The organism is Streptomyces sp. ISL-99, assembly GCF_018614005.1.
GTDB classification, from domain to species: domain Bacteria; phylum Actinomycetota; class Actinomycetes; order Streptomycetales; family Streptomycetaceae; genus Streptomyces; species Streptomyces flavidovirens.
In genome coordinates this window covers 90,260-109,726 of sequence record NZ_JAGGPC010000015.1, presented here as the reverse complement: position 1 = coordinate 109,726, position 19,467 = coordinate 90,260, and the positions used below count along the sequence as shown (strand labels likewise).

Sequence of the window (19,467 nt, the reverse complement as noted above, 5' to 3'; positions counted from 1 at the left end):
TCGCCCGAATGGGCGGTGTCGGCAACGGCCGTTGGGATTGGCGTTTGTCAGACACGCACGCCGAACTGGAAGGTGCCCAGGTAGTCCATCGACTCGTAGCGCACGACGGTGCCGGGCTTCGGGGCGTGCAGGACCTGGTTGTTGCCGGCGTAGAAGCCGACGTGCGCCAGGTTGTTGAAGAACACCATGTCGCCCGGCTGGAGCTGGCTCTTGCTGTACAGCTTCTGGCCGTCGTTGTGCTGGGTGAACGTGGTCCGGGAGATGGAGACACCGGCCTGGGCGAACGCCCACTGGGTCAGTCCGGAACAGTCGTACGCGTTGGGCCCGGTCGCGCCGGAGATGTACGGCTTGCCGATCTGGGTGGCCGCGGCGCTCAGCGCGGCGGCGCCGCGACCGGAGGCCGGCTTCTCGTTGCCGAGGTTCACGCGCTCGGTGGAGGCGCGGCTGGCGCGCTGCTCCTTCTCCCGCAGCTCTTCGCGCTCGGCGGCGGTGAGCGTGTTCAGGAGCCGCTGCGCCTCGGCGAGCTTGCCCTGGAACTTCTTCTTCTTGTCGCCGAGTTCCTGGCGTACGTCCTCGAGGTCGGCGAGCTTGTCCGTCGCCTCGGCACGCTGCTGGGCGAGGGTGCGCTGCTTCGCCTGGATCTTCTGGAGCGACTCGGCCTGCTTGGCGCTCAACTGGTCGATCGCGCCGGCCTTGTCGAGGTAGTCGTCCGGGTCGGCGGACAGGAAGAGCTGCACGGAGGGGTCGATGCCGCCGGAGCGGTACTGCGCGCTGGCCACCGAACCGAGCTCGCCGCGCAGGTCGTTGAGGTCCTCCTGGCCGCGGGCGACCTTGTCCTGGAGGTTGTCGACCTCTTCCTTGAGCTTGTCCTGCCGCTCCTTGGACAGGTTGTACTTCTCCGTCGCGGCCTCGGCCTCGTGGTAGAGCTTGTCGACCTTGGCCTTGACCTCGCTCTTGGTCGGCTTGGGGTCGGCCTGAGCGGTCTGGGACGTGAGCGCGACGGCTGCGGCTGCGGTCGCGGTGAGCACGGTCACACGAGTGCGGCTCGGCTGCTTGGGACGACGGTGGGACGCCACGAAGGCGAGCTCCTTCTTCCTCGAGCCGCCTACCGGGGTCGGGGACGTGATCCCCGGCTCCACGCTTCGGCTCCCCCGCGGAAATGGACCGAATTGCATGGACTCGGCGGTACCTTCGCTGACACCCCGGATGGGTGATCAACCGTTCGAAGGTTCGAGGGCAGACCTTAGTGACCTTCTTGTGATCAGTTCAAATCCTCAGGTGTAAAAACTCTCCCAGTGGTCACAATCTTTACTTACATCACACAGGCAGTAACGGCCACTTGACCGTACGTTTCCCCAATTCGGGCATTACGCCGAGAAGTTATTAGACGCGCGAAAGCCGCTTCAGCAACAAGGCGGACGCGACCGGCCTGGCGCCCGATTTCGCGATCCCGTCGGCCACTTCGCGGTCGGTGGAGGCCACCACCACGGGCCGCCCCGGCGGTTCCGCCCGTACGAGCTGCCGGATGAGCTCGTCCGCCGTCACCCCCGGCTTGCTGAACAGGACCCGCACTCCGCGCGGCGGCGCGAGGAGCACCGGCGCCACCAGTTCCGCCCCGTCGAAGACGCACGTCACCTCGGCGCCCGTCTGCGCCGCGAGCATCGACAGGCCGCCGAGGAGCCGCAGCCGCTGCTTGTCGAGCGGCATCTGCGGATAGCCCGTCTTGGTGACGTTGTAGCCGTCCACGACCAGATGGCACTGCGGCAGTTCAAGGAGCTGGTCGAGCAGCGCCGGGTCGGTCTCGGAGAGCGCCCTGGCGGCGATGTCCTTGGGTGTCATACGTCCCGGCTCGACGGCGTCGACCGTGTCGGCGGGATGCACGGAAGCGGGCGGCAGGGCCAGTTCGCGGCGCAGCCCCTGGGCGGCGTCCAGCACCGTGTCGAGCAGCAGCCGCACGCGCATGTCCTCTATGCTGCGGCCCTCGCGCACCGCCCGGCGGCTCGCCTCGGCGGACGCCTCCGCCTCACCGAGCCGGGCCCGCAGCCGCCGCGCCTCGCTCTCGGCGGCGGTGACCCGGGCGGCGGCATCGGACTTGAGCGTCTCGGTCTCGGCGTTCGTACGCCGCAGGGCCGCCTCGCCGCGCTTGACGTCGCTCAGCGCGCTGCGCAGTTTGCGGCTGAGTACGTCGGCCTCCTTGCGGGCGGCCTCCAGCTCGGTGCGCAGCCGTTCGGTCTCGCTCTTCGTCTGCTCGCGCGCCTGCGCAAGCTCTGCGCGCAGCCGTTCCAGCTCGCGCTGGGCGGCCTCGTCGGCGCGCTCGGCGTCCGCCCGCAGGGCCTCCTCGCCCGCGGCGGCCACCAGCTTGACCCAGCCGACGGGACGCAGGACGTACGCCGCGGCCGCCACGTCGACGGGATCGGCGGCGGCAGGCGGCGATCCGGATTCCAGGGCGCGGGCGAGCTCCGGCTGCGCCTCGCGCAGCCGCTCGCCGATGCGCTGGCGGAACACCGTGTCACCCTCCAGCGCCGCGGCCATCGCGTTGCCCGCGAACTTGGCGCGCCGGGTCGGTGTGAAGCGGGCGTACTGCCTCAGCTGGGACGGAAGTTCCGCGACGGTGAGCCCGCCGAAGGCGTCCGAGACCAGCGCGACGACCTTGTGCCGTACGCCTTCGGGCAGGGGGCGGTCGAGCACCTCGGCGGCGTCCCCGGCCGGCCCGGCCGGTTCAGCGCCGCTTGCATGCTCCACAATCCGTCACCCCACTACCCTTTTCGGGCCGGTCCTCTCAGGAGCCGGCGCCCGGCCTGTCCACCAGTTCGATCTGGTCCACCGCGTTGCACCAGCGGCAGCGCACGGACTCGATGGTCTCACTGACCACCTCGCGTTCCTCGACCTTCGACTCTCCGGCCAGGTCGAGATGGACGTACTCGATCACCTTCGACGAGCGGGTCACATCGAAACGCGTGAGATTGCCGCACAGGGCGCAGCGCCACCGGGTCTCGGCAGTCGGCAGGGGAACCGTCGTCATCGTGCGTCCTCTTTCGTCGTGCCTACTGCCCGTAACCCTACGGCCTCACGGGTACCCCCTGCGGCGGGCGGTCCGCGGTGCGGGAAGGGGTCCGGCGAGGCGCTCTGTCCTGGCCGGTCCCGTTACGGGATGATCTGGTCGTGATCAATTGGCGGAAAGCGGCCCGGGGACCCGTGGTGACGTACGGCGCGATCGGGCTCTGCTGCCTGATCTTCGTCATCGGCCCTCTCTCGGGGCTCAATCCGGTCCACGGCACGGGCGACATCCTCCTCGCCGTGCAGAGCGCGTACTTCGAGCGCTGGGGGGTGATCCCGAGCGAGCTGCTGAGCGGCGCCCCGTCCGGGCTCGTCACGCCGTTCACCGCCCTCTTCGTACACGGCAGCTGGCTCCATCTGTTGGGCAACATGCTCTTCCTGTTCGTCTTCGGGGCGATGGCGGAGGAACGGATGGGCCGAATCCAGTTCGCCCTGTTCTATCTGGGCTGCGGCTACCTGGCCCTGGTCACGTACGCCGTCGTCCATGCCGACTCCGACCAGACGCTGGTGGGGGCGTCCGGAGCGATCTCGGCGGTGCTCGGCGCCTTCCTCTATCTCTTCCCCAGGGCGCGCGTCACGAGCCTGTTCCCCTTCCTCTTCTTCCTGCCGCTGCGCTTCCCCGCCTGGATCGTGCTGATCTTCTGGTTCGCCCTGCAGTGGGTGGCGGCGCAGCGTGCCGGATCGGGCCCGGGGGTGGCGTACCTCGCACATGTGGCGGGGTTCTGCGCGGGCTTCCTCTACACCTGGGGGCGTAGTCGGCGTACGGATAGAGTGAGGACCTCAGCGCCGGCCACCGAGGGAGAAAGCCAACCGTGATCACCGCGATCGTGCTCATCAAGACCAGCGTGGACCGGATCCCCGAGATCGCCGAGTCGATCGCCGCGCTGGACAGCGTCAGCGAGGTCTTCTCGGTCACCGGGACGTACGACCTGATCGCCATGGTCCGCGTGGCCAGGCACGACGACCTGGCGGACATCATCCCCGGCCGGATCAGCAAGATCCCCGGCGTCGAGGGCACCGACACTCATGTCGCGTTCCGTACGTACTCGCAGCACGACCTGGAAGCGGCCTTCGCGATCGGCCTCGACGCGTAACGCCTCCCGGCGCGCGTATGGCTCCCGGCACATGAAGGATTCTTCATCGGGGCCTCATCCGGGCTCCACGCACCGGCGCCACGATGACGGTCATGGCCTTCTCCCACCGCTTGGCGACGCTCGCGGCCGTCGTCGCCATACCGCTCGGCATCGCCGCGACCAGCTACGCCCTGACCGACAGCGCCGAGGCGCCGAAGGTGCCGCACAAGGTAGAGCTGGAGAGCACCCCTCCCGGCACCGGGCAGCCCTCGCGCCGTACGACGCCGGGCAGCACGCCGGGCACCACCCCGAGCGACACGGTGGTGCCGGGCCCCACGGCGACCGACGACGATTCCGACTCCGATGCCGACGATGAAGGCGACCGGGACCCGGACCGGGGCCAGGACGACGAGCCCGGTGAGAAGGACTGAATCGCTCAAGGAATCGCCCAGGGAATCGCGCAGGATCTCCGCGCGGGTCCGCATCCTGCTGTGGCTGCTGCTGGTGATGGCGGTGGCGCTGGGCGCGGTGGCGACCACCACCCGGTCCATACTCCTGCGGGACGTGGACCACCGGGTCAGCCGGCTGCTCACCCAGGAGACCGGCGAGTTCGCGAACTTCGTGGACCAGGGCGTCGACCCGGAGACCGGCGGCCGCTTCGGCACCCCGCGCCGGCTGCTGGAGGTCTTCCTGCAACGCCAGTACTCCGACCCGGACGAGGAGCTCCTCGGCCTCACCCGGTCGAGGGGCGCCGTACCCAACGTGCTCCGCCAGCCCCGCGACATCGCGGCCGGCACCGCCCTGCACGGGGACCGGGCGTCGCTCGCGGCCGTCTTCGCCTCCGACGCGTCCTCGGGCACCCTGCACAGGTCGCGGGGCGAGGTCCGCTGGGCGAAGGTCGAGATCGCCCCGGGCGGCGCCGGGCAGCCCGGCGCCTTCGTCGTCGCCTTCCACACGGACAACGAACGGGCCGTGGCGGACGAGGCGTTCCGTACGCTGCTGGCCATCTCGGGGGTGGCGCTGCTGATGACGACCGGCATCGGGTGGGCCGTCGCCGGCCGCATACTCGCCCCCGTACGGGTGGTCCGTACGACGGCGGCGCAGCTCACCGAGCAGGACCTCACCCGGCGCATCCCCGTCCAGGGCCGGGACGACATCGCGGCCCTCGCCGAGACCTTCAACGCCATGCTCGACCGGCTTGAGCGGGCGTTCGCGGCGCAGCGGGAGTTCGTCGACGACGCGGGCCACGAGCTGCGCACGCCCATCACGATCGTGCGCGGCCACCTGGAGCTGATGGGTGACGACCCGGCCGAACGGGAGGAGACCGTACGCCTGGTGACCGACGAGCTCGACCGGATGAGCCGCATCGTCGAGGACCTGCTGCTGCTCGCCAAGGCGGAACGGCCCGACTTCGTCAGGCCGGAGCCCGTGCAGCTGGCCGAGCTGACGGCGGACGTGTACGTGAAGGCGCGGGCTCTGGGCGACCGGGGCTGGGTCCTGGACGCGGTCGCCGACCGCGAGGCGCGTCTCGATCCGCAACGCATCACGCAGGCGATGGTGCAGCTCGCGCAGAACGCGGTGCAGCACACGGTGCCGGGGCAGCGGATACGCATCGGCTCGCGGACGTACGACACGCACGAGGGCGGCGGGATAGAGCTGTACGTCGCCGACAGCGGGCCGGGCGTACAGGAACAGGACACCGAAGTGATCTTCGAACGCTTCCGTCGCGGGACGGCGCGGCGCGGGGCGCGCGGGACCGGGGCGGGGCTGGGCCTGTCCATCGTCAAGGCGATAGCCGAGGGTCACAGGGGCCGTGTCGAGCTGCGCCCCACAGAGGGTGGCGGAGCGACTTTCGCACTCGTACTCGCACGCGTACTGGAGGACCAGTGAGCCGGATACTCATCGTCGAGGACGAGGAGCGCATCGCCTCCTTCGTGGAGAAGGGCCTGCGCTCGAACGGCTTCACCACGACGGTCGCCTCCGACGGCGAGACAGCGTACGACTATGCCTGCACCGGCGGCTTCGACCTCGTCGTCCTGGACATCGGGCTGCCGGGCAAGGACGGCTTCACGGTGCTGCGGGAGATGCGCGAGGCGCGGGTGACCGTGCCGGTGATCGTCCTGACGGCGCGGGATTCGGTACGGGACACGGTGGCCGGGCTCGAAGGCGGCGCGGACGACTGGATGACGAAACCCTTCCGCTTCGAGGAGCTGCTGGCGCGGGTGCGGCTGCGGCTGCGTACGGCGGCGCGGGCGCCGGAGGTGACGGTGCTCAGGAGTGGGGAGCTGACGCTGGACCTGCGGACGCGCAGGGCGCGTTCGGGCGAGCGGACGGTGGATCTGACGGCGCGTGAGTTCGTGCTGCTGGAACTGTTCCTGCGCCACCCGGACCAGGTCCTGTCGCGCGAGCAGATCCTGTCCCACGTGTGGGGGTACGACTTCGACCCCGGCTCGAACATCGTGGACGTGTACGTGCGGGCGCTGCGCAAGAAGCTGGGCCCGGAGCGAGTCGAAACGGTACGCGGCATGGGCTACCGCCTCCCGACGACCTGACCGCTGCGCGGAGCCTGTTCCCCACCCCGCCCCTTCCAGAACTGGGGCGCTGCCCCAGCCCCCGCTCCTCAAGCGCCGGAGGGGCTGAGAGCTGCCGCGTTGCGGCAACGTCCAGCTCCCCGGCGTCGGGACGCCGTCGGGCGGAGGATTGCCGCTGCGCGGCAATTCCAGCCCGTCCGGCGTTTGAGGACACGCCCGAAGGGCGTCCGGGGGCCTGAGGGCTTGCCCCCAGTTCGGGAAGGGGCGGGGTGGGGAAAGGCCCCGCGCAGCGGCCGACCGGCCACCCGCCGCCGAGGCAGGTGAAGTTCCCTTCATCCACGGCTCATTGGAGGCTCACCCCCGCCTTCGAGACTTCGAAGCGTGACCCTGACCCCGCTCAAGCCGTGGCAGTACGCCGCCCTCTGCACCGCACTCGCGACATGTGCCCTGCTCGCCCTCCCCAGCACCGCCCCCGCCGCCCTGCCCGGCGACGCCCGCCTCACCCTCGCCGTCTTCGTCCTCGCCACGGCCGCCTGGATCGCCACCCCCGTGGACCACACCTACATCGCCCTCGGCGCCGGACTCGCCCTCACCGCCACCGGCGTCATCAGCAGCGAGACGCTGTTCGGGACGCTGGGCGACGAGACCGTCTGGCTGCTGATCTGCGCGTTCGTGCTCGCGGCGGCGGTAGCCAGAACCGGCCTCGCGGGCCGGGCGGCCGCGTTCCTGGTCAGCGGAGCCCGTACCGTACGTCAGCTCACGCACCTCACCACCGCGGCCCTGGTCGTCACCGCCTTCGCCGTCCCCGCCACCTCCGGCCGCGCGGCCCTCGCCCTGCCCGTCTTCCTCGCCCTCGCCAAGGTCCTCGCAGACCGCCGCCGCCTGGTGGTCATGCTGGCGCTTCTCTTCCCGACCGTCATCCTGCTGTCCGCCTTCGCGACACTCATCGGCGCCGGCGCGCACCTGATCACCGTCTCCGTGCTCTGGGAGGCGACCGGCGAACGCATCGGTTTCACCCAGTGGCTGCTGCTCGGACTTCCGCTCGCCGCCGTTTCCTCCCATCTGGCGGCGGAGGCCGTGCTGTTGACGACGACGCGGCGCGAGGACCGCTCAGGCCCGGTACGTATCACCGCCGAGCAGATCCAGGAGCACAGCGGGCAGCCGGTGACCGGCCCGCTCGGTCCCGCCGAGACCCGGTGCGCGGCGCTGCTCGCCGCGGTGGTCGTGCTGTGGTGCAGCGAGCCGCTGCACCAGGTGCCGCCCGCCGTCGTCGCGCTCATCGGCGCGGTCGTCGCGTCCTCCCCCGCGCTCGGCACCGTGCGCCTCAAGGAAGCACTCCACACCGTGTCCTGGTCTCTGCTGCTCTTCATGGCGGCCACGATGGCGATGGGCGTCGCCCTCGCCGATTCGGGCGCGGCCCGCTGGCTGGTGTCCGGGCTGCCGGTGAGTGTGCCGCCGTGGGCTTTTCTGGCCGTCGTGATCGCGGTCAGTACGGCCGCCCACCTCGTCCTCCAGTCCCGTTCGGCCCGCTCCAGCGTGCTGGTGCCCCTGGTGGTCGCCGCCGCGGTGGGCTCCGGCGTCAACCCGGTCGCCGCCGCCCTCGCCTCGACCGCCGCGGCCGGCTTCTGCCACACCCTGCCCGCGTCCGCGAAGCCCGTGACGCTCTTCTCCGACCTCCCGGCCGGCATCCCGACGTACACCTCACGCGATCTCCTGCGGCTCTCGGCGGTGCTGGCCCCGCTGACGGCGGCCGTGGTGCTGCTGTTCGCCCTCCTGGTCTGGCCGCTGTTCGGCGTCCCCGTCCTCACCGAAGGAAGTTGAGCCATGCCGCTCGCCCTCAACCGTTTCGCCGTCGCGCCCAGCGGCTTCAAGGAGTCGCTGTCCGCGCAGGCCGCCGCCGAGGCCATCGCCGCCGGAATACGCCGTGTCGTCCCCGGCGCCGACATCGACCTGATCCCCCTCGTCGACGGCGGTGAAGGCACCGCCCGCGCGCTCGCCACCGCCACCGGCGGCCGCCTCGTGCCACTGTCCGCGACCGGCCCCGTCGGCGAGCCCATCGGCACCCACTTCGCGCTGCTCGGCGACGGCGGCGCGGTCGTCGAGATGGCGGCCGTGGCCGGTCTGTCCCTGGTCCCCCGCTCCCTGCGCGACCCGGGCGCGACCACGACGTACGGCGTCGGTGAACTGATCGGCGCCGCCCTCGATCGGGGCGTACGCCGCATCCTCGTCGGCTGCGGCGACTCGGGTACGTCCGACGGGGGCGCCGGGGCGCTCCAGGCCCTCGGCGCCCGCCTGCTGGACGCGGAGGGACGCGAACTACCGCACGGCGGGCGGGCGTTGACGCGGCTCCACGCCATCGACGCGACCGGCCTCGACCCGCGCCTGAAGGACGCCGACCTCCTGGTCGCCTGTAATCCGTACAATATCCTGTGCGGTCCGCGCGGCGTCGCCCGCGTCTTCGGCCCGCAGAAGGGCGCGACCCCGGCGCAGGTGGAGCAGCTCGCCGCCGCCCTCGACCAGTGGGCGTACGTCCTGGAACGCACCGCCCTCGCGCCCACTGGCACCGACCTGCGCTTCGGCCCGGGCACCGGCGCATCCGGCGGCCTGGGGGCCGGGCTCGCCGCGCTCGGCGCCCGGCTGCTCCCCCGCTTCGACGTTCTCCTGGACCACATCGGCCTGGACGCCCGCCTCGCCCGCGCGGACCTGGTCGTCACCGCCGAGGGCGCCCTGGACCACCAGACTCCGCGCGGCAAGATCCCGGCCGAAGTGGCCCGCCGCGCCAAGCTGTCCGGCCGGCCGGTGCTCGCGCTGGCGGGCACGATCGGGGAGGGCGCGCACGAGGTGCGGGCGGCGGGTGTGGACGCGTACAGCTCGATCCTGCCCGCGCCGATGTCACTGTCCGAAGCGCTCGGCCGCGGCGGCGAGTTCCTCACCGACGCGACCGAGCGGGCACTGCGGATGGTGCTGCTGGGGGCTCAGGCCGGTCAGACCGCCGGGACGCAGCGGCCTTCCTCGGTACGGTAGTTCCACTTCGCGCCGTCCTTGACGAGCTCTTTGACGGCGCCGATGAAGCGGTCCACGTGCTCGTCGGGTGTACCGGCGCCGAAGCTCACGCGGATCGCGTTCAAGGAACGCTCGCCCGGCTCGGCCTCCGGCGCGCCGCACTCGCCCGGGTCCTGCGGGTCGCTGCCGAGCAGCGTGCGGACCAGCGGGTGGGCGCAGAACAGGCCGTCCCGTACGCCGATTCCGTACTCGGCGGAGAGCGCGGCCGCGAAGTGCGAGCTGTTCCAGCCGTCGACGACGAAGGAGATGACGCCGACGCGCGGGGCGTCGTCCCCGAAGAGTGAGAGGACGCGGACCGCGTCGACCTCGGAAAGGCCCTCCAGGACCTTCGTCACGAGCTGCTGCTCGCGCTCGACCAGGGAGTCGAAGCCGGCCTCGGTGAGCGCCTTGCAGGCGGAGGCGATCGCGTACACGCCGATGACGTTCGGCGAACCGGCCTCGTGGCGGGCGGCCGTGGTGTGCCACTCGACGTCCACGCCGCCGTCGGCGCGGCGGGCGACCTTGCGCGAGGCGCCGCCGCCCGCGAGGTACGGCTCGGCGCTCTGCAGCCAGTCGGCGCGGCCCGCGAGCACGCCGGAGCCGAACGGCGCGTACAGCTTGTGCCCGGAGAAGGCGACCCAGTCGACGTCCAGCGCGGCGATGTCCAGCGGGTGGTGCGGGGCGAGCTGAGCGGCGTCGAGCACGATCCGCGCGCCGTGGGCGTGGGCGGCGGCGGCGAGTTCCTTCACCGGCCACAGCTCACCGGTGACGTTCGACGCGCCGGTGACGCAGACGAGCGCCGGGCCGTAGGGATCGCGGGCGGCCAGCGCGCGCTCCAGGGTCTCGACGGCCTGGGCCGGAGTGCGGGGCGCGTTCAGGAAGTTGACCTTCGCGTTGCGCCAGGGCAGCAGCGAGGCGTGGTGCTCGGTCTCGAAGACGAACACCTGGCAGTCGGCGGGCAGGGCCGCGGCCAGCAGGTTGAGCGAGTCGGTCGTGGACCGGGTGAAGACGACCTGGTCGCTCTCGCGGCAGCCGAGGAACTCGGCGACCGTGGCGCGGCTGTTCTCGAAGAGGTCCGTCGACAGCTGCGAGAGGTACCCGGCGCCGCGGTGCACGCTGCCGTAGTACGGGGCGTACGCCGCCACGTCGTCCCACACACGCTGGAGGGCCGGGGCGCTGGCCGCGTAGTCGAGGGCGGCGTAGGTGACCTCGCCACCGGTCACGAGCGGCACGAGGACATCGCTCCCCAGAACGGGCAGAGGCGAACAAACCGCCTGGTCGGCGGCAGCGGTGGAAACAGACATGGCGAACTCCCGAAACAGGCAGGCGAATTCCCCGCGCCGGCGGATGCGCGACAGCGCTGGAGGGGAAAAGAAAGAGGGTGTGCGAAGAAGGGGCTACGGCCCTATCGCATTCGCTTGCTCACAAGAGGCTCCCTGAGAACCAGGACCCCAAGGCTTCGAGGGGTCCGCGCTTGCCGTGGACCTTTCTGTCCACGACCTGGTCTTCACCCGGGGCACCCCGCCACGGACGGAGGGTTGCCGGACAGCAAGCCGGGGCCAAAACGCTGTCACTCATGACCTGCCAAGCATCTTGCCACACGATCAAGACGACGCAAGGCGTAGTCCAGTCTCTGAGATCAAAGGAGCTGGACTACGCCTCGCGTCACACCACACCCGCGCTCAGCTGTTGCTGGCCGCCACCCAGCGCTCCAGCGCCGCCCGCGCCGCCCCCGAGTCGATCGACTCGGCGGCCCTGGCGATCCCCGCCGCGAGCTGCTCGTTCAGGGACGCGTCGGTCGGGTCGAGCGCGACCAGCGCCGCCGCCGTGTTGAGCAGCACCGCGTCCCGCACGGGGCCGGTCTCCCCGGCCAGGAGCCGCCGGGCGACATCCGCGTTGTACGACGCGTCCGCGCCGCGCAGCGCCTCGACGGGCACGATCTCCAGGCCCACGTCGCGCGGGTCGAAGGCCTGCTCCGTGACCGCTCCGTCCCGTACGGTCCACACCCGCGAGGTGGCCGTCGTCGTCAGCTCGTCGAGGCCGTCGTCGCCGCGGAAGACCAGGGCCGAGCTCCCCCGTTCGGCGAGCACGCCCGCCACGATGGGGGCCATCCGGGCGTCGGCGACACCGACGGCCTGCGCCTTCACCCGCGCCGGGTTCGTCAGCGGTCCGAGGATGTTGAACGTCGTCTGCGCGCCCAGCTCCTTGCGTGCCTTCGCGGCGTACCGCAGGGCGGGGTGGAACTTCACCGCGAAGCAGAAGGTGATGCCCGCTTCCTCCGCCACCTCGGCGACACGCCGCGGCGTCAACTCCAGGTTGACGCCGAGCTTCTCCAGGACGTCGGAGGCGCCGCTCGCGGACGAGGCGGCCCGGTTGCCGTGCTTGACGACCTTGGCGCCGGTGCCCGCGACGACGATCGCCGACATGGTGGAAATGTTGACGGTCTTGGCCAGGTCGCCGCCCGTACCGACGATGTCGACGGTACGGCCCGGCACCTCGATGGTGTTGGCGTGCGCGTACATCGAGCGCACCAGGCCGGTGACCTCGTCGACCGTCTCGCCCTTGGCGCGCAGCGCGACCGCGAAGCCGGCGATCTGGGCGTCGGTCGCCTCGCCGCTCATGATGCGGTCCATGGCCCAGGCCGTGTCGTCGGCGGAGAGGTCCTCGCCGCGCAGCAGGGCGTTCAGGACACCCGGCCAGGAGCCGGCCGCCACGCTGTCGCCGCCGACCGGGGTCACAACGTTCATGGTCCGCTCCAGGGTCCACAGCCAGTAAGGATGGCTCCTACCCTATCCAGCCGGGCGGACAGCGAAGAGCCCCGTCCGGCGAATGGGCGGGGCTCCTGCTGTGGCGACCTTGTCAGGCCGGAGATCAGTGGTGGCCGTGGCCGCTGGTGATCTCCTTGTACTCGTCGGCGGTCGGCTTGGGGATCTGGTTCCCCTCGCCGTAGTAGCCCTTGCTCAGCTTGGCCCTGAGCTTCTGGCCGCGCGTCACCTTGCGCTCGACACCGTTCTCGTCGACCGACGGGCCGATCTCGGCCGGCGCGTACTGCTCGTGTGCCGTGAGGCTGTGCAGCTGCTGCTGGCTGAGCGGCTCGTGGACCTCGACGAACTCACCGTGCGGCAGGCGCTTGATGATGCCGGACTCGCGTCCGTGCAGCACCTTGTCCTTGTCGCGGCGCTGAAGCCCGAGGCAGATCCGCCTGGTGATGATGAACGCCAGAACCGGTCCCACGAAGTAGGAGATCCGGACGAACCAGGTGATCGAGTTGATCGACAGGTGGAAGTGCGTGGCGAAGATGTCGTTGCCACCACCGAGCAGCATGATCACGTAACCGGTGATCCAGGCGACGCCCAGCGCGGTCCGGGTCGGCGCGTTGCGCGGCCGGTCCAGGATGTGGTGCTCGCGCTTGTCGCCGGTGACCCACGACTCGATGAACGGGTAGACCGCCAGCGCGACGAGCACCAGGCCGAAGAGCACCAGCGGGATGAACACGCCCAGGGCGAGCGTGTGGCCCCAGAAGTTGATCTCCCAGCCCGGCATCACACGGACCAGTCCCTCGGCGAAGCCCATGTACCAGTCGGGCTGTGCGCCGGTGGACACCTGGTCCGGACGGTACGGGCCGAGCGCCCAGACCGGGTTGATCGTGAACAGACCCGAGATGGCCGCGATGACACCGAAGACCAGGAAGAAGAAGCCTCCGGCCTTGGCCATGTAGACCGGCAGCAGCGGCATGCCGACGACGTTCTTGTTCGTACGGCCGGGGCCCGCGAACTGCGTGTGCTTGTGGTAGAAGACCAGGATCAGGTGGGCCACCACGAGGCCGAGCATGATGCCCGGCAGCAGCAGGATGTGGATGGAGTAGAACCGGGCCACCATGTCGTGGCCGGGGAACTCCCCGCCGAACAGGAAGAACGAGATGTACGTGCCGACGACGGGCGTCGCCAGGATCGCGCCCTGCGTGAAGCGGACACCGGTGCCGGAGAGCAGGTCGTCCGGGAGCGAGTAGCCGGTGAAACCGGTGAACATGCCCAGGACGAACAGCAGGAAGCCGAACAGCCAGTTGATCTCACGCGGCTTGCGGAACGCGCCCGTGAAGAACACGCGCATCATGTGCACGAACATCGCCGCGAGGAAGATCAGCGCGGCCCAGTGGTGGATCTGCCGGATGAGCAGACCGCCACGGACGTCGAAGCTGATCTCCAGGGTCGACGCGTAGGCCTCCGTCATCCGGATGCCCTGCATCGGCACGTACGAGCCGTGGTACACGATCTCGTTCATGCTCGGGTGGAAGAACAGCGTCAGGTACACACCCGTGAGGATGATGATGATGAAGCTGTAGAGCGCGATCTCACCGAGCATGAAGGACCAGTGGTCCGGGAAGATCTTGCGCATGTTGGCCTTGGCGAGGCTGTAGATGCCCAGCCGGCCGTCCGCCCAGTCGGCTACCCGCTCACCCGCGGGTGCCTTGCGCTTTTCGTCGGTCACGGTGCTCATCCGCGCTCCCAGAAACTAGGACCGACGGGCTCTTCGAAGTCGCTGAGCGCCTCGAGGAATCCTTCGTCATTCACACCGATCCGCAGCTGCGGGAGGGCGTGACCGGCCGGGCCGAAGATGACGCGGGCACCGTCGGAGAGGTCGAAGGTGGACTGGTGGCACGGGCAGAGCACGTGATGCGTCTGCTGCTCGTACAGGCTGATCGGGCATCCGACGTGGGTGCAGATCTTCGAGAACGCCACGATGCCCTCGTGGGACCAGTCGAGTTCGCGCTTGTCCTTGATGTCCTGCGGCTGGAGCCGGACGATCATCAGAGCGGCCTTGGCGATCTCGTTGTTGAACTCGTGGTTGTCCTCTTCCAGGCCTTCCGGCTTGGCGAAGGTCAGCGAACCGACCGCGACGTCCTCGGGACGCAGCGGCTCGTTCGTGTTCATGTTGATGAGCTGCTTGCCCTTGCCCCACAGCGTGTGGCGCAGCTTGTCCTCGGGCAGCGGGCCCAGGTCGCGCAGCAGGACCACACCGGAGAGCGGCACCATGGCCAGCGCGCCGAACATCGTGGTGCGGATCAGCTTGCGGCGCCCGATCGCGGACTCCTCGGCGCCGGCCTTGAAGTCGGCCATGACCTTGGCCTTGACCTCGGGCTCGGCCGAGATGGCGTGCCGGTCGTCGGCGACCTCCACGTCGGACATCAGGGTGCGGGCCCAGTGGACCGCGCCCGCGCCGATGCAGAAGAGCGCGAGACCGAGGGTCACGCCCAGCGAGAGGTTCAGCGCACTGACGTGGCCGAGCGGCCAGACGTACACGATCTTCTCGACGGGGAACGCCACGAACGAGGCGATGAAGCCGATCGTGGACAGCATCGACAGCGTGAACAGCAGGGCGACCGTGCGCTCGGAGCGCTTGGCGGCCCGCTCGTCGATGTCCTGGATACGCGGCTTGTGGGGCGGCAGCCCCGGGTCCGCGAACGGGTCTTCCGCCACGGCTACCGCGCCGTGCGCGGTGTCCTGCTCGCTCGGCAGGTTCTTCTCTGGAATCTGTTGGCTACTCATGACTTCTTGGCCTTTACGGTCCAAGCGGCAACCCAGACGGCGACCGCGACCAGGGCGCCCAGACCGAAGATCCATCCCAGCAGGCCTTCGGAGACCGGACCGAGAACGCCCGGCTCACGGCCGCCGGGGCTTCTCGTTCTCGTCAACGTACTACATCAGCTTCTGCCCCTGATTGGGCAACTATGCCAGTTACGTGCGCTTTCACCTGATTAGCGGAGTCATTTACCGACTCGCCCCGGGGGCGGCTCCCCCCTTGCCGGGGAACTCAGGGCGCGCGGACCGGCATGTTTGTTCGCGACGCGACCTTGAAGAAGACGCAGGCCGAACCGGCACCGGCCGCCTGCCCTCGACCCCACCCCCTGAGCGCGCGTCACACCGGCGAGACCCAGCCAAACAGGAGATCGAACGTTACCATCTAGTTACTTATACGACATCGATGCGTTATCTTCGTGATCATAAGGTGATCTTGCTTCTCGCGGTGCATTGGAGACATTTTCTACAGATCCAAAAAACGTCCGCTCCACATCTGCCGCACATAGCATCATCACGAAAACGGGGAAAATTCGTGTCACGAACTCGCATTGTCGACGTGGTCAATTTCATGCCGGAGCGGGTGGTTCGCAACAGCGAAGCGCAGGCCGAGAACAGCGATCTCAGTGATCATGCGTTCTTCGCCGGCGTGCACGAGCGCCGCTTCGCCTGGCCTGGCTACACATCAGCCCAACTGGGCACCGCCGCCCTGAAGAAGCTCTTTGAGCGAAACAGCGTGCGGGCGGCCGATGTAGATCTCATCATCTGCGCCTCGCAGTTGAACGACGCATTCTCTCCCGGCGTGGGGACGGCCATCCAACACGCGGTCGGCGCCACCTCGGCAGCCGTGCTGCAAGTGGACAACGGCTGTTGCTCCTGGATTTCCTCCGTCAACACGGCAAAGGCGTTCATCGACTCGGGTCATTACCGCACGATTGCGGTGGTGACTGTCACTAATTTTGTGTCGCGACTGGATGAATTCCAGAAGAGCCCGGAATCCCGAGTCCTCGGTGACGGCGCATCCGCCACACTGCTCACCGTCGGGGAAGAGCCCACCATTCTCTCCATACACGAGCAGGCCTTTGGCGAAAACTGGGGAGCGCTCCGGGTCGAGCCCAACTCCGTTGACGGCATGCAGATCCCGTACTGGGCGGACGGTTCGGGCGCGCTCACCGTGAAGTTCGACCAGAACATGCTGGCCCGCCTCTATGCCGTGACCATGGAGCAGCTTCCCCGCGCGGTCGACGTCGCACTGGAAAAGGCAGGCGTGGACAACAAGGACGTCGCCTACCTCATCACGCACCAGCCGAACGACAAATACGTCGCCGAATGGCGGAAGCGCTGTGGATTCGATGATTCCCGTGCGCACGACACCCTCAGCAAGTACGGCAACATGTTCCAGGGGTCTCTTCCGGTGACTTTCGCCGACGCCCTGGACAAGCGCATGGTCTCTCCCGGAGACCTCATCGCATTCGCGACCTTCTCACACGGCGGCGAACTCGTCGCCTCCATGGTCTGGCGCTGGAACTGACCCCATTCCGGGTCCCGGCGTCATCATCCATCGCTCACCAAATTCATTTCCAGGAGAAATCATGGTCAACCGTGTGCCCGACGAGTCGGGCCTCGCTCAGAACTACGTCCTCGACAGGTCCGACCTTCAGGAACTGGACCTGGTGTGGAACGAGAACACCGGCATGGACGACATGATGAAGCTCATGGAAAGCAAGACGAAGGAGACGTACGAGCACAGCGAGATATTCGGCCAGCACTGTTCCCTCGCCGAGCACATCAATGTGCCGTACGACATCGTCTTCGAGTACGCCGCCAACGCCCGTTCCCTCGAGGAATGGACCTACAGCATCCGTAACATGCAGCACATGGGCGGCGGTCTGTACCGGGCCGACGAGATGATCCAGCCGAACACGGACATCTACATCCGCGCCGAAGCGCAGAAGGGCCCCGAGCACGGCCTCGTGGTCTACCCGTGCGCCTGGGACCAGGGGCACGAGCTGTGGATGCGCTACTACCTGACCATCATCGACTCGTCGAAGGTCCTCAACAAGCCGGGCACGGTCGTGCTGTGGACCAACTGCAAGCACCCGTACTACGACCGCGAGACGCAGAACGTCCCGGACTACATCGCCGAGGGCCGGGCGCGCACCGACCGCGTCTGGGTCGGTGACATCTGGCCCGTGTTCCACGCGGGCCACAGCGTCGAGATGGGCAACCTCAAGCGGATCCTCGAGCACAGGTTCGGCGCGGCCAAGAGCTGACGTGGTGAACCGGAAGCGGTTGCCGACCTCTTCCGTTCACCGATCCAGTAAGACCACACGCTACAAACGGGGGAGCAAATGCGGCTGGCTGATGCCTTAGTCACAGTTCTGCGCGACCTGGATACCAGGTACGTCTTCGGGGTCAGTGGCGCGAACATCGAACACGTCCACGACGCCATCGAAAGACTCGGTCATGGTCGCCTGACGTCCGTCCTGGCGAAGCGAGAGGACGGCGCGGCGTTCATGGCTGACGCGCGCGCCCGGGTACACCGGACGTTGGGCGTGTGCTGCTCCACCTCCGGCGGCGGAATGATGAACCTGGTGGCGGGGCTGGCCGAGTCCCACGCCGAATCAGTGCCGGTACTGGCCCTTGTCGGCCAGCCGCCGACGGCTCTGGACGGCCATGGGTCCTTCCAGGATTCATCCGGCACGGGCCGGACCGTGGATGCGCTTCCCATGTTGCGCTCCGTCACCAAGAAGACCGTCCGGCTCACCGAGTCGGACGGCTTCTGGGACCGTCTGCGAGACGCGATCACGACGTCTCTCAGCGGACGCAAGGGCCCGGTGGCCCTCCTGCTTCCCAGGGACAGCTACGAGCTGGATGTCGGCGAGCGACCCTTCGACTGGCCAACCGACATCAGCGCCTTCATCGATCCGGAACCGGTCGACGTGGAGGCGGTGTCCGCCCTCTTCGAGAGGTTGCGGAATGCCAGTGCGCCGGTGCTCCTGCTCGGCCACGGGGTCCGCCGCTCCTGCGATCCGGAGGCGGTACGGGTCTTCGCGGAACGGGCACGCATACCGGTCGTGACGACCATGGGTGCCCGCGGCGAGTTCCCCAACGACAGTCCCCTGTATCTGGGGGTCGTCGGCGAGGGCGGTCATCCCTCGGCCGCCGCCTATGTGGAGAAGTCGGACTTCGTCCTGGCGGTGGGCACGGGCCTGGCCCTGATGACCAGAAGGGCGCTGCCCGGGTGGGACGCGAGCAAGGCCGGCGCGGTCAATATCGATCCCGGTGAGCTTGAGCGGTCCTCCCTCGCCGACATCCTGGTCCGAGGTGACGCCGGCCGGGTGTTCCAGCTGCTGGAACGGCTGAGGTCGGCGGACCCCTTCACGGCCCCGCCCGTCACCGGATACGAGCTGACGCGCTTCCTGCCCCGACCCGCTCCCCCGGTCCCCGGACGGACCGGCACGGCCGGTGGCGATGCGCTGGTGCAGAGCGAAGCCGTGCAGATGGTCCAGGAGTACCTGCCCCACGCGGGCCACCTCCTGTACGACGCGGGCAATTGCAGCGTCGCGTCCATGCACTACGGATCCGTCCCACCCGGCTCCACGTCGACGATCGCGTTGGGGATGGGGGGCATGGGCTACAGCATCGCGGCCGCGATCGGGGCCCAGCTCGGTTCTCGGCCGGGCACCCGGACCGTCGTGTTCTGCGGTGACGGCGCCTTCCTGATGAGCGGTCTCGAGATACACACGGCGGTCGAGCTCGGACTGCCCATCCTCTACGTCGTTTTCAACAACGGCATGCATGGCATGTGTGCAACGCGCCAGCAGAAGTTCTTCGACTCCCGCATCACCACCGTCGACTACACGCCCGTCGACGCGCACATGGTGGCGCGGGGGCTGGGAACCGGGGACCGACTGTGGGTCGCGAGCGCCGGAACCCCCGGTGAGCTGGCCCGCCGCCTGGACGAGTACCAGCTCAACTGCCATCTGCCCGGTGTTCTCGAACTCCGGCTCCCCGTGGAGGAAGTACCTCCCTTCGCTTCCTTCCTGCCCGCCGACGAACCGACCGTGTCGGTGCCGAGGCCGCGGCAGCCCGTCGTCTCGTACGAGATGACCGGAAGCGCGATCTGACGTCGCCGACCTCAGTCCCCCTCGTCCGCGCGTTCCCGCGTTCCCGTCCTCTCGTGGA

17 protein-coding genes, 1 pseudogene and 1 riboswitch are annotated in these 19,467 nt (G+C 69.1%); of the genes and pseudogenes, 10 read left to right on the top strand and 8 right to left on the bottom strand.

Going from position 1 to position 19,467, the window contains the following annotated elements:
• Positions 1-47 precede the first annotated feature (47 nt).
• The 3 genes from J7E91_RS09855 to J7E91_RS09845 all read right to left on the bottom strand — a co-directional run bounded on the left by J7E91_RS09855 (position 48) and on the right by J7E91_RS09845 (position 3,022).
• Positions 48-1,076, bottom strand: coding sequence for an NlpC/P60 family protein (locus tag J7E91_RS09855; RefSeq protein WP_214900942.1), 1,029 nt, complete (start codon positions 1,074-1,076; stop codon positions 48-50).
• A 307-nt stretch (positions 1,077-1,383) separates the two neighbouring features.
• Positions 1,384-2,742, bottom strand: a complete 1,359-nt coding sequence (locus J7E91_RS09850) for an NYN domain-containing protein (protein ID WP_214900937.1) — start codon at positions 2,740-2,742, stop codon at positions 1,384-1,386.
• Positions 2,743-2,779: 37 nt separating this feature from the next.
• Positions 2,780-3,022, bottom strand: coding sequence for a hypothetical protein (locus J7E91_RS09845; RefSeq protein WP_028811405.1), 243 nt, complete (start codon positions 3,020-3,022; stop codon positions 2,780-2,782).
• A 140-nt stretch (positions 3,023-3,162) separates the two neighbouring features.
• Between J7E91_RS09845 and J7E91_RS09840 the strand changes: the two genes are divergently transcribed.
• The 7 genes from J7E91_RS09840 to J7E91_RS09810 all read left to right on the top strand — a co-directional run bounded on the left by J7E91_RS09840 (position 3,163) and on the right by J7E91_RS09810 (position 9,685).
• Entirely contained in the window at positions 3,163-3,873 is a 711-nt protein-coding gene (locus J7E91_RS09840; RefSeq protein ID WP_308376294.1) for a rhomboid family intramembrane serine protease, read from the top strand.
• Positions 3,870-4,151 (top strand): Lrp/AsnC family transcriptional regulator, encoded by a 282-nt coding sequence (locus tag J7E91_RS09835; RefSeq protein ID WP_028811403.1) that lies wholly within the window; start codon positions 3,870-3,872, stop codon positions 4,149-4,151. Before J7E91_RS09840 ends, J7E91_RS09835 begins: the two co-directional genes overlap by 4 nt.
• 92 nt (positions 4,152-4,243) lie before the next feature.
• Positions 4,244-4,561, top strand: a complete 318-nt coding sequence (locus J7E91_RS09830) for a small hydrophilic protein (RefSeq protein WP_214900935.1) — start codon at positions 4,244-4,246, stop codon at positions 4,559-4,561.
• A 76-nt stretch (positions 4,562-4,637) separates the two neighbouring features.
• Positions 4,638-6,020: an ATP-binding protein gene (locus J7E91_RS09825; RefSeq protein ID WP_251015456.1), complete on the top strand. Its 1,383-nt coding sequence runs from the start codon at positions 4,638-4,640 to the stop codon at positions 6,018-6,020.
• Positions 6,017-6,682: a response regulator transcription factor gene (locus J7E91_RS09820; protein WP_214900931.1), complete on the top strand. Its 666-nt coding sequence runs from the start codon at positions 6,017-6,019 to the stop codon at positions 6,680-6,682. Before J7E91_RS09825 ends, J7E91_RS09820 begins: the two co-directional genes overlap by 4 nt.
• A gap of 360 nt (positions 6,683-7,042) precedes the next feature.
• Positions 7,043-8,482, top strand: a complete 1,440-nt coding sequence (locus tag J7E91_RS09815) for an SLC13 family permease (protein ID WP_214900929.1) — start codon at positions 7,043-7,045, stop codon at positions 8,480-8,482.
• A gap of 3 nt (positions 8,483-8,485) precedes the next feature.
• Positions 8,486-9,685 (top strand): glycerate kinase, encoded by a 1,200-nt coding sequence (locus tag J7E91_RS09810; protein ID WP_214900928.1) that lies wholly within the window; start codon positions 8,486-8,488, stop codon positions 9,683-9,685.
• Here J7E91_RS09810 and J7E91_RS09805 read toward each other — a convergent pair.
• From J7E91_RS09805 to J7E91_RS09785, 5 genes and pseudogenes are all read right to left on the bottom strand, one after another.
• Entirely contained in the window at positions 9,646-11,007 is a 1,362-nt protein-coding gene (locus J7E91_RS09805) for an aminotransferase class V-fold PLP-dependent enzyme (RefSeq protein ID WP_214900927.1), read from the bottom strand. The two genes, J7E91_RS09810 and J7E91_RS09805, sit on opposite strands and share 40 nt — an antisense overlap.
• A 161-nt stretch (positions 11,008-11,168) precedes the next feature.
• Positions 11,169-11,285, bottom strand: a riboswitch (SAM riboswitch).
• 100 nt (positions 11,286-11,385) lie between these two features.
• Positions 11,386-12,450, bottom strand: a complete 1,065-nt coding sequence (gene trpD, locus J7E91_RS09800) for an anthranilate phosphoribosyltransferase (protein WP_214900926.1) — start codon at positions 12,448-12,450, stop codon at positions 11,386-11,388.
• Between the two features lie 124 nt (positions 12,451-12,574).
• Positions 12,575-14,200 carry a cytochrome bc complex cytochrome b subunit gene (locus J7E91_RS09795; protein ID WP_214900920.1) on the bottom strand — a complete coding sequence of 542 codons (1,626 nt, stop codon included), beginning with the start codon at positions 14,198-14,200 and terminating at the stop codon, positions 12,575-12,577.
• Positions 14,197-15,249, bottom strand: coding sequence for a ubiquinol-cytochrome c reductase iron-sulfur subunit (locus J7E91_RS09790; RefSeq protein WP_214900919.1), 1,053 nt, complete (start codon positions 15,247-15,249; stop codon positions 14,197-14,199). The genes J7E91_RS09795 and J7E91_RS09790 overlap by 4 nt, the downstream gene beginning before the upstream one ends.
• Positions 15,246-15,386: pseudogene (locus J7E91_RS09785) on the bottom strand (cystathionine beta-lyase); the annotation flags it as partial. The pseudogene J7E91_RS09785 and the gene J7E91_RS09790, both read right to left, overlap by 4 nt.
• Positions 15,387-15,838: 452 nt before the next feature.
• Between J7E91_RS09785 and J7E91_RS09780 the strand changes: the two are divergent.
• From J7E91_RS09780 to J7E91_RS09770, 3 genes are all read left to right on the top strand, one after another.
• A complete protein-coding gene (locus J7E91_RS09780; RefSeq protein WP_308376291.1) occupies positions 15,839-16,810 on the top strand; it encodes a 3-oxoacyl-[acyl-carrier-protein] synthase III C-terminal domain-containing protein in 972 nt (323 codons plus the stop codon).
• Positions 16,811-16,871: 61 nt separating this feature from the next.
• Complete coding sequence (locus tag J7E91_RS09775) at positions 16,872-17,552, top strand: hypothetical protein (protein WP_214900917.1); 681 nt, start codon at positions 16,872-16,874, stop codon at positions 17,550-17,552.
• 78 nt (positions 17,553-17,630) lie between these two features.
• The gene (locus tag J7E91_RS09770) at positions 17,631-19,409 is read left to right on the top strand and encodes a thiamine pyrophosphate-binding protein (protein WP_214900916.1); all 1,779 of its coding nucleotides are present in this window, start codon (positions 17,631-17,633) and stop codon (positions 19,407-19,409) included.
• Positions 19,410-19,467: the final 58 nt, after the last annotated feature.

What these genes read in the sequence shown, in the direction of transcription:
- J7E91_RS09830 (WP_214900935.1), top strand. Translation starts at nt 4,244, where the DNA reads ATGGCCTTCTCCCACCGCTTGGCGACGCTCGCGGCCGTCGTCGCCATA.
- J7E91_RS09790 (WP_214900919.1), bottom strand. Translation starts at nt 15,249, where the DNA reads ATGAGTAGCCAACAGATTCCAGAGAAGAACCTGCCGAGCGAGCAGGAC.
- J7E91_RS09805 (WP_214900927.1), bottom strand. Translation starts at nt 11,007, where the DNA reads ATGTCTGTTTCCACCGCTGCCGCCGACCAGGCGGTTTGTTCGCCTCTG.
- J7E91_RS09795 (WP_214900920.1), bottom strand. Translation starts at nt 14,200, where the DNA reads ATGAGCACCGTGACCGACGAAAAGCGCAAGGCACCCGCGGGTGAGCGG.
- J7E91_RS09770 (WP_214900916.1), top strand. Translation starts at nt 17,631, where the DNA reads ATGCGGCTGGCTGATGCCTTAGTCACAGTTCTGCGCGACCTGGATACC.
- trpD (WP_214900926.1), bottom strand. Translation starts at nt 12,450, where the DNA reads ATGAACGTTGTGACCCCGGTCGGCGGCGACAGCGTGGCGGCCGGCTCC.
- J7E91_RS09845 (WP_028811405.1), bottom strand. Translation starts at nt 3,022, where the DNA reads ATGACGACGGTTCCCCTGCCGACTGCCGAGACCCGGTGGCGCTGCGCC.
- J7E91_RS09810 (WP_214900928.1), top strand. Translation starts at nt 8,486, where the DNA reads ATGCCGCTCGCCCTCAACCGTTTCGCCGTCGCGCCCAGCGGCTTCAAG.
- J7E91_RS09775 (WP_214900917.1), top strand. Translation starts at nt 16,872, where the DNA reads ATGGTCAACCGTGTGCCCGACGAGTCGGGCCTCGCTCAGAACTACGTC.
- J7E91_RS09825 (WP_251015456.1), top strand. Translation starts at nt 4,638, where the DNA reads ATGGCGGTGGCGCTGGGCGCGGTGGCGACCACCACCCGGTCCATACTC.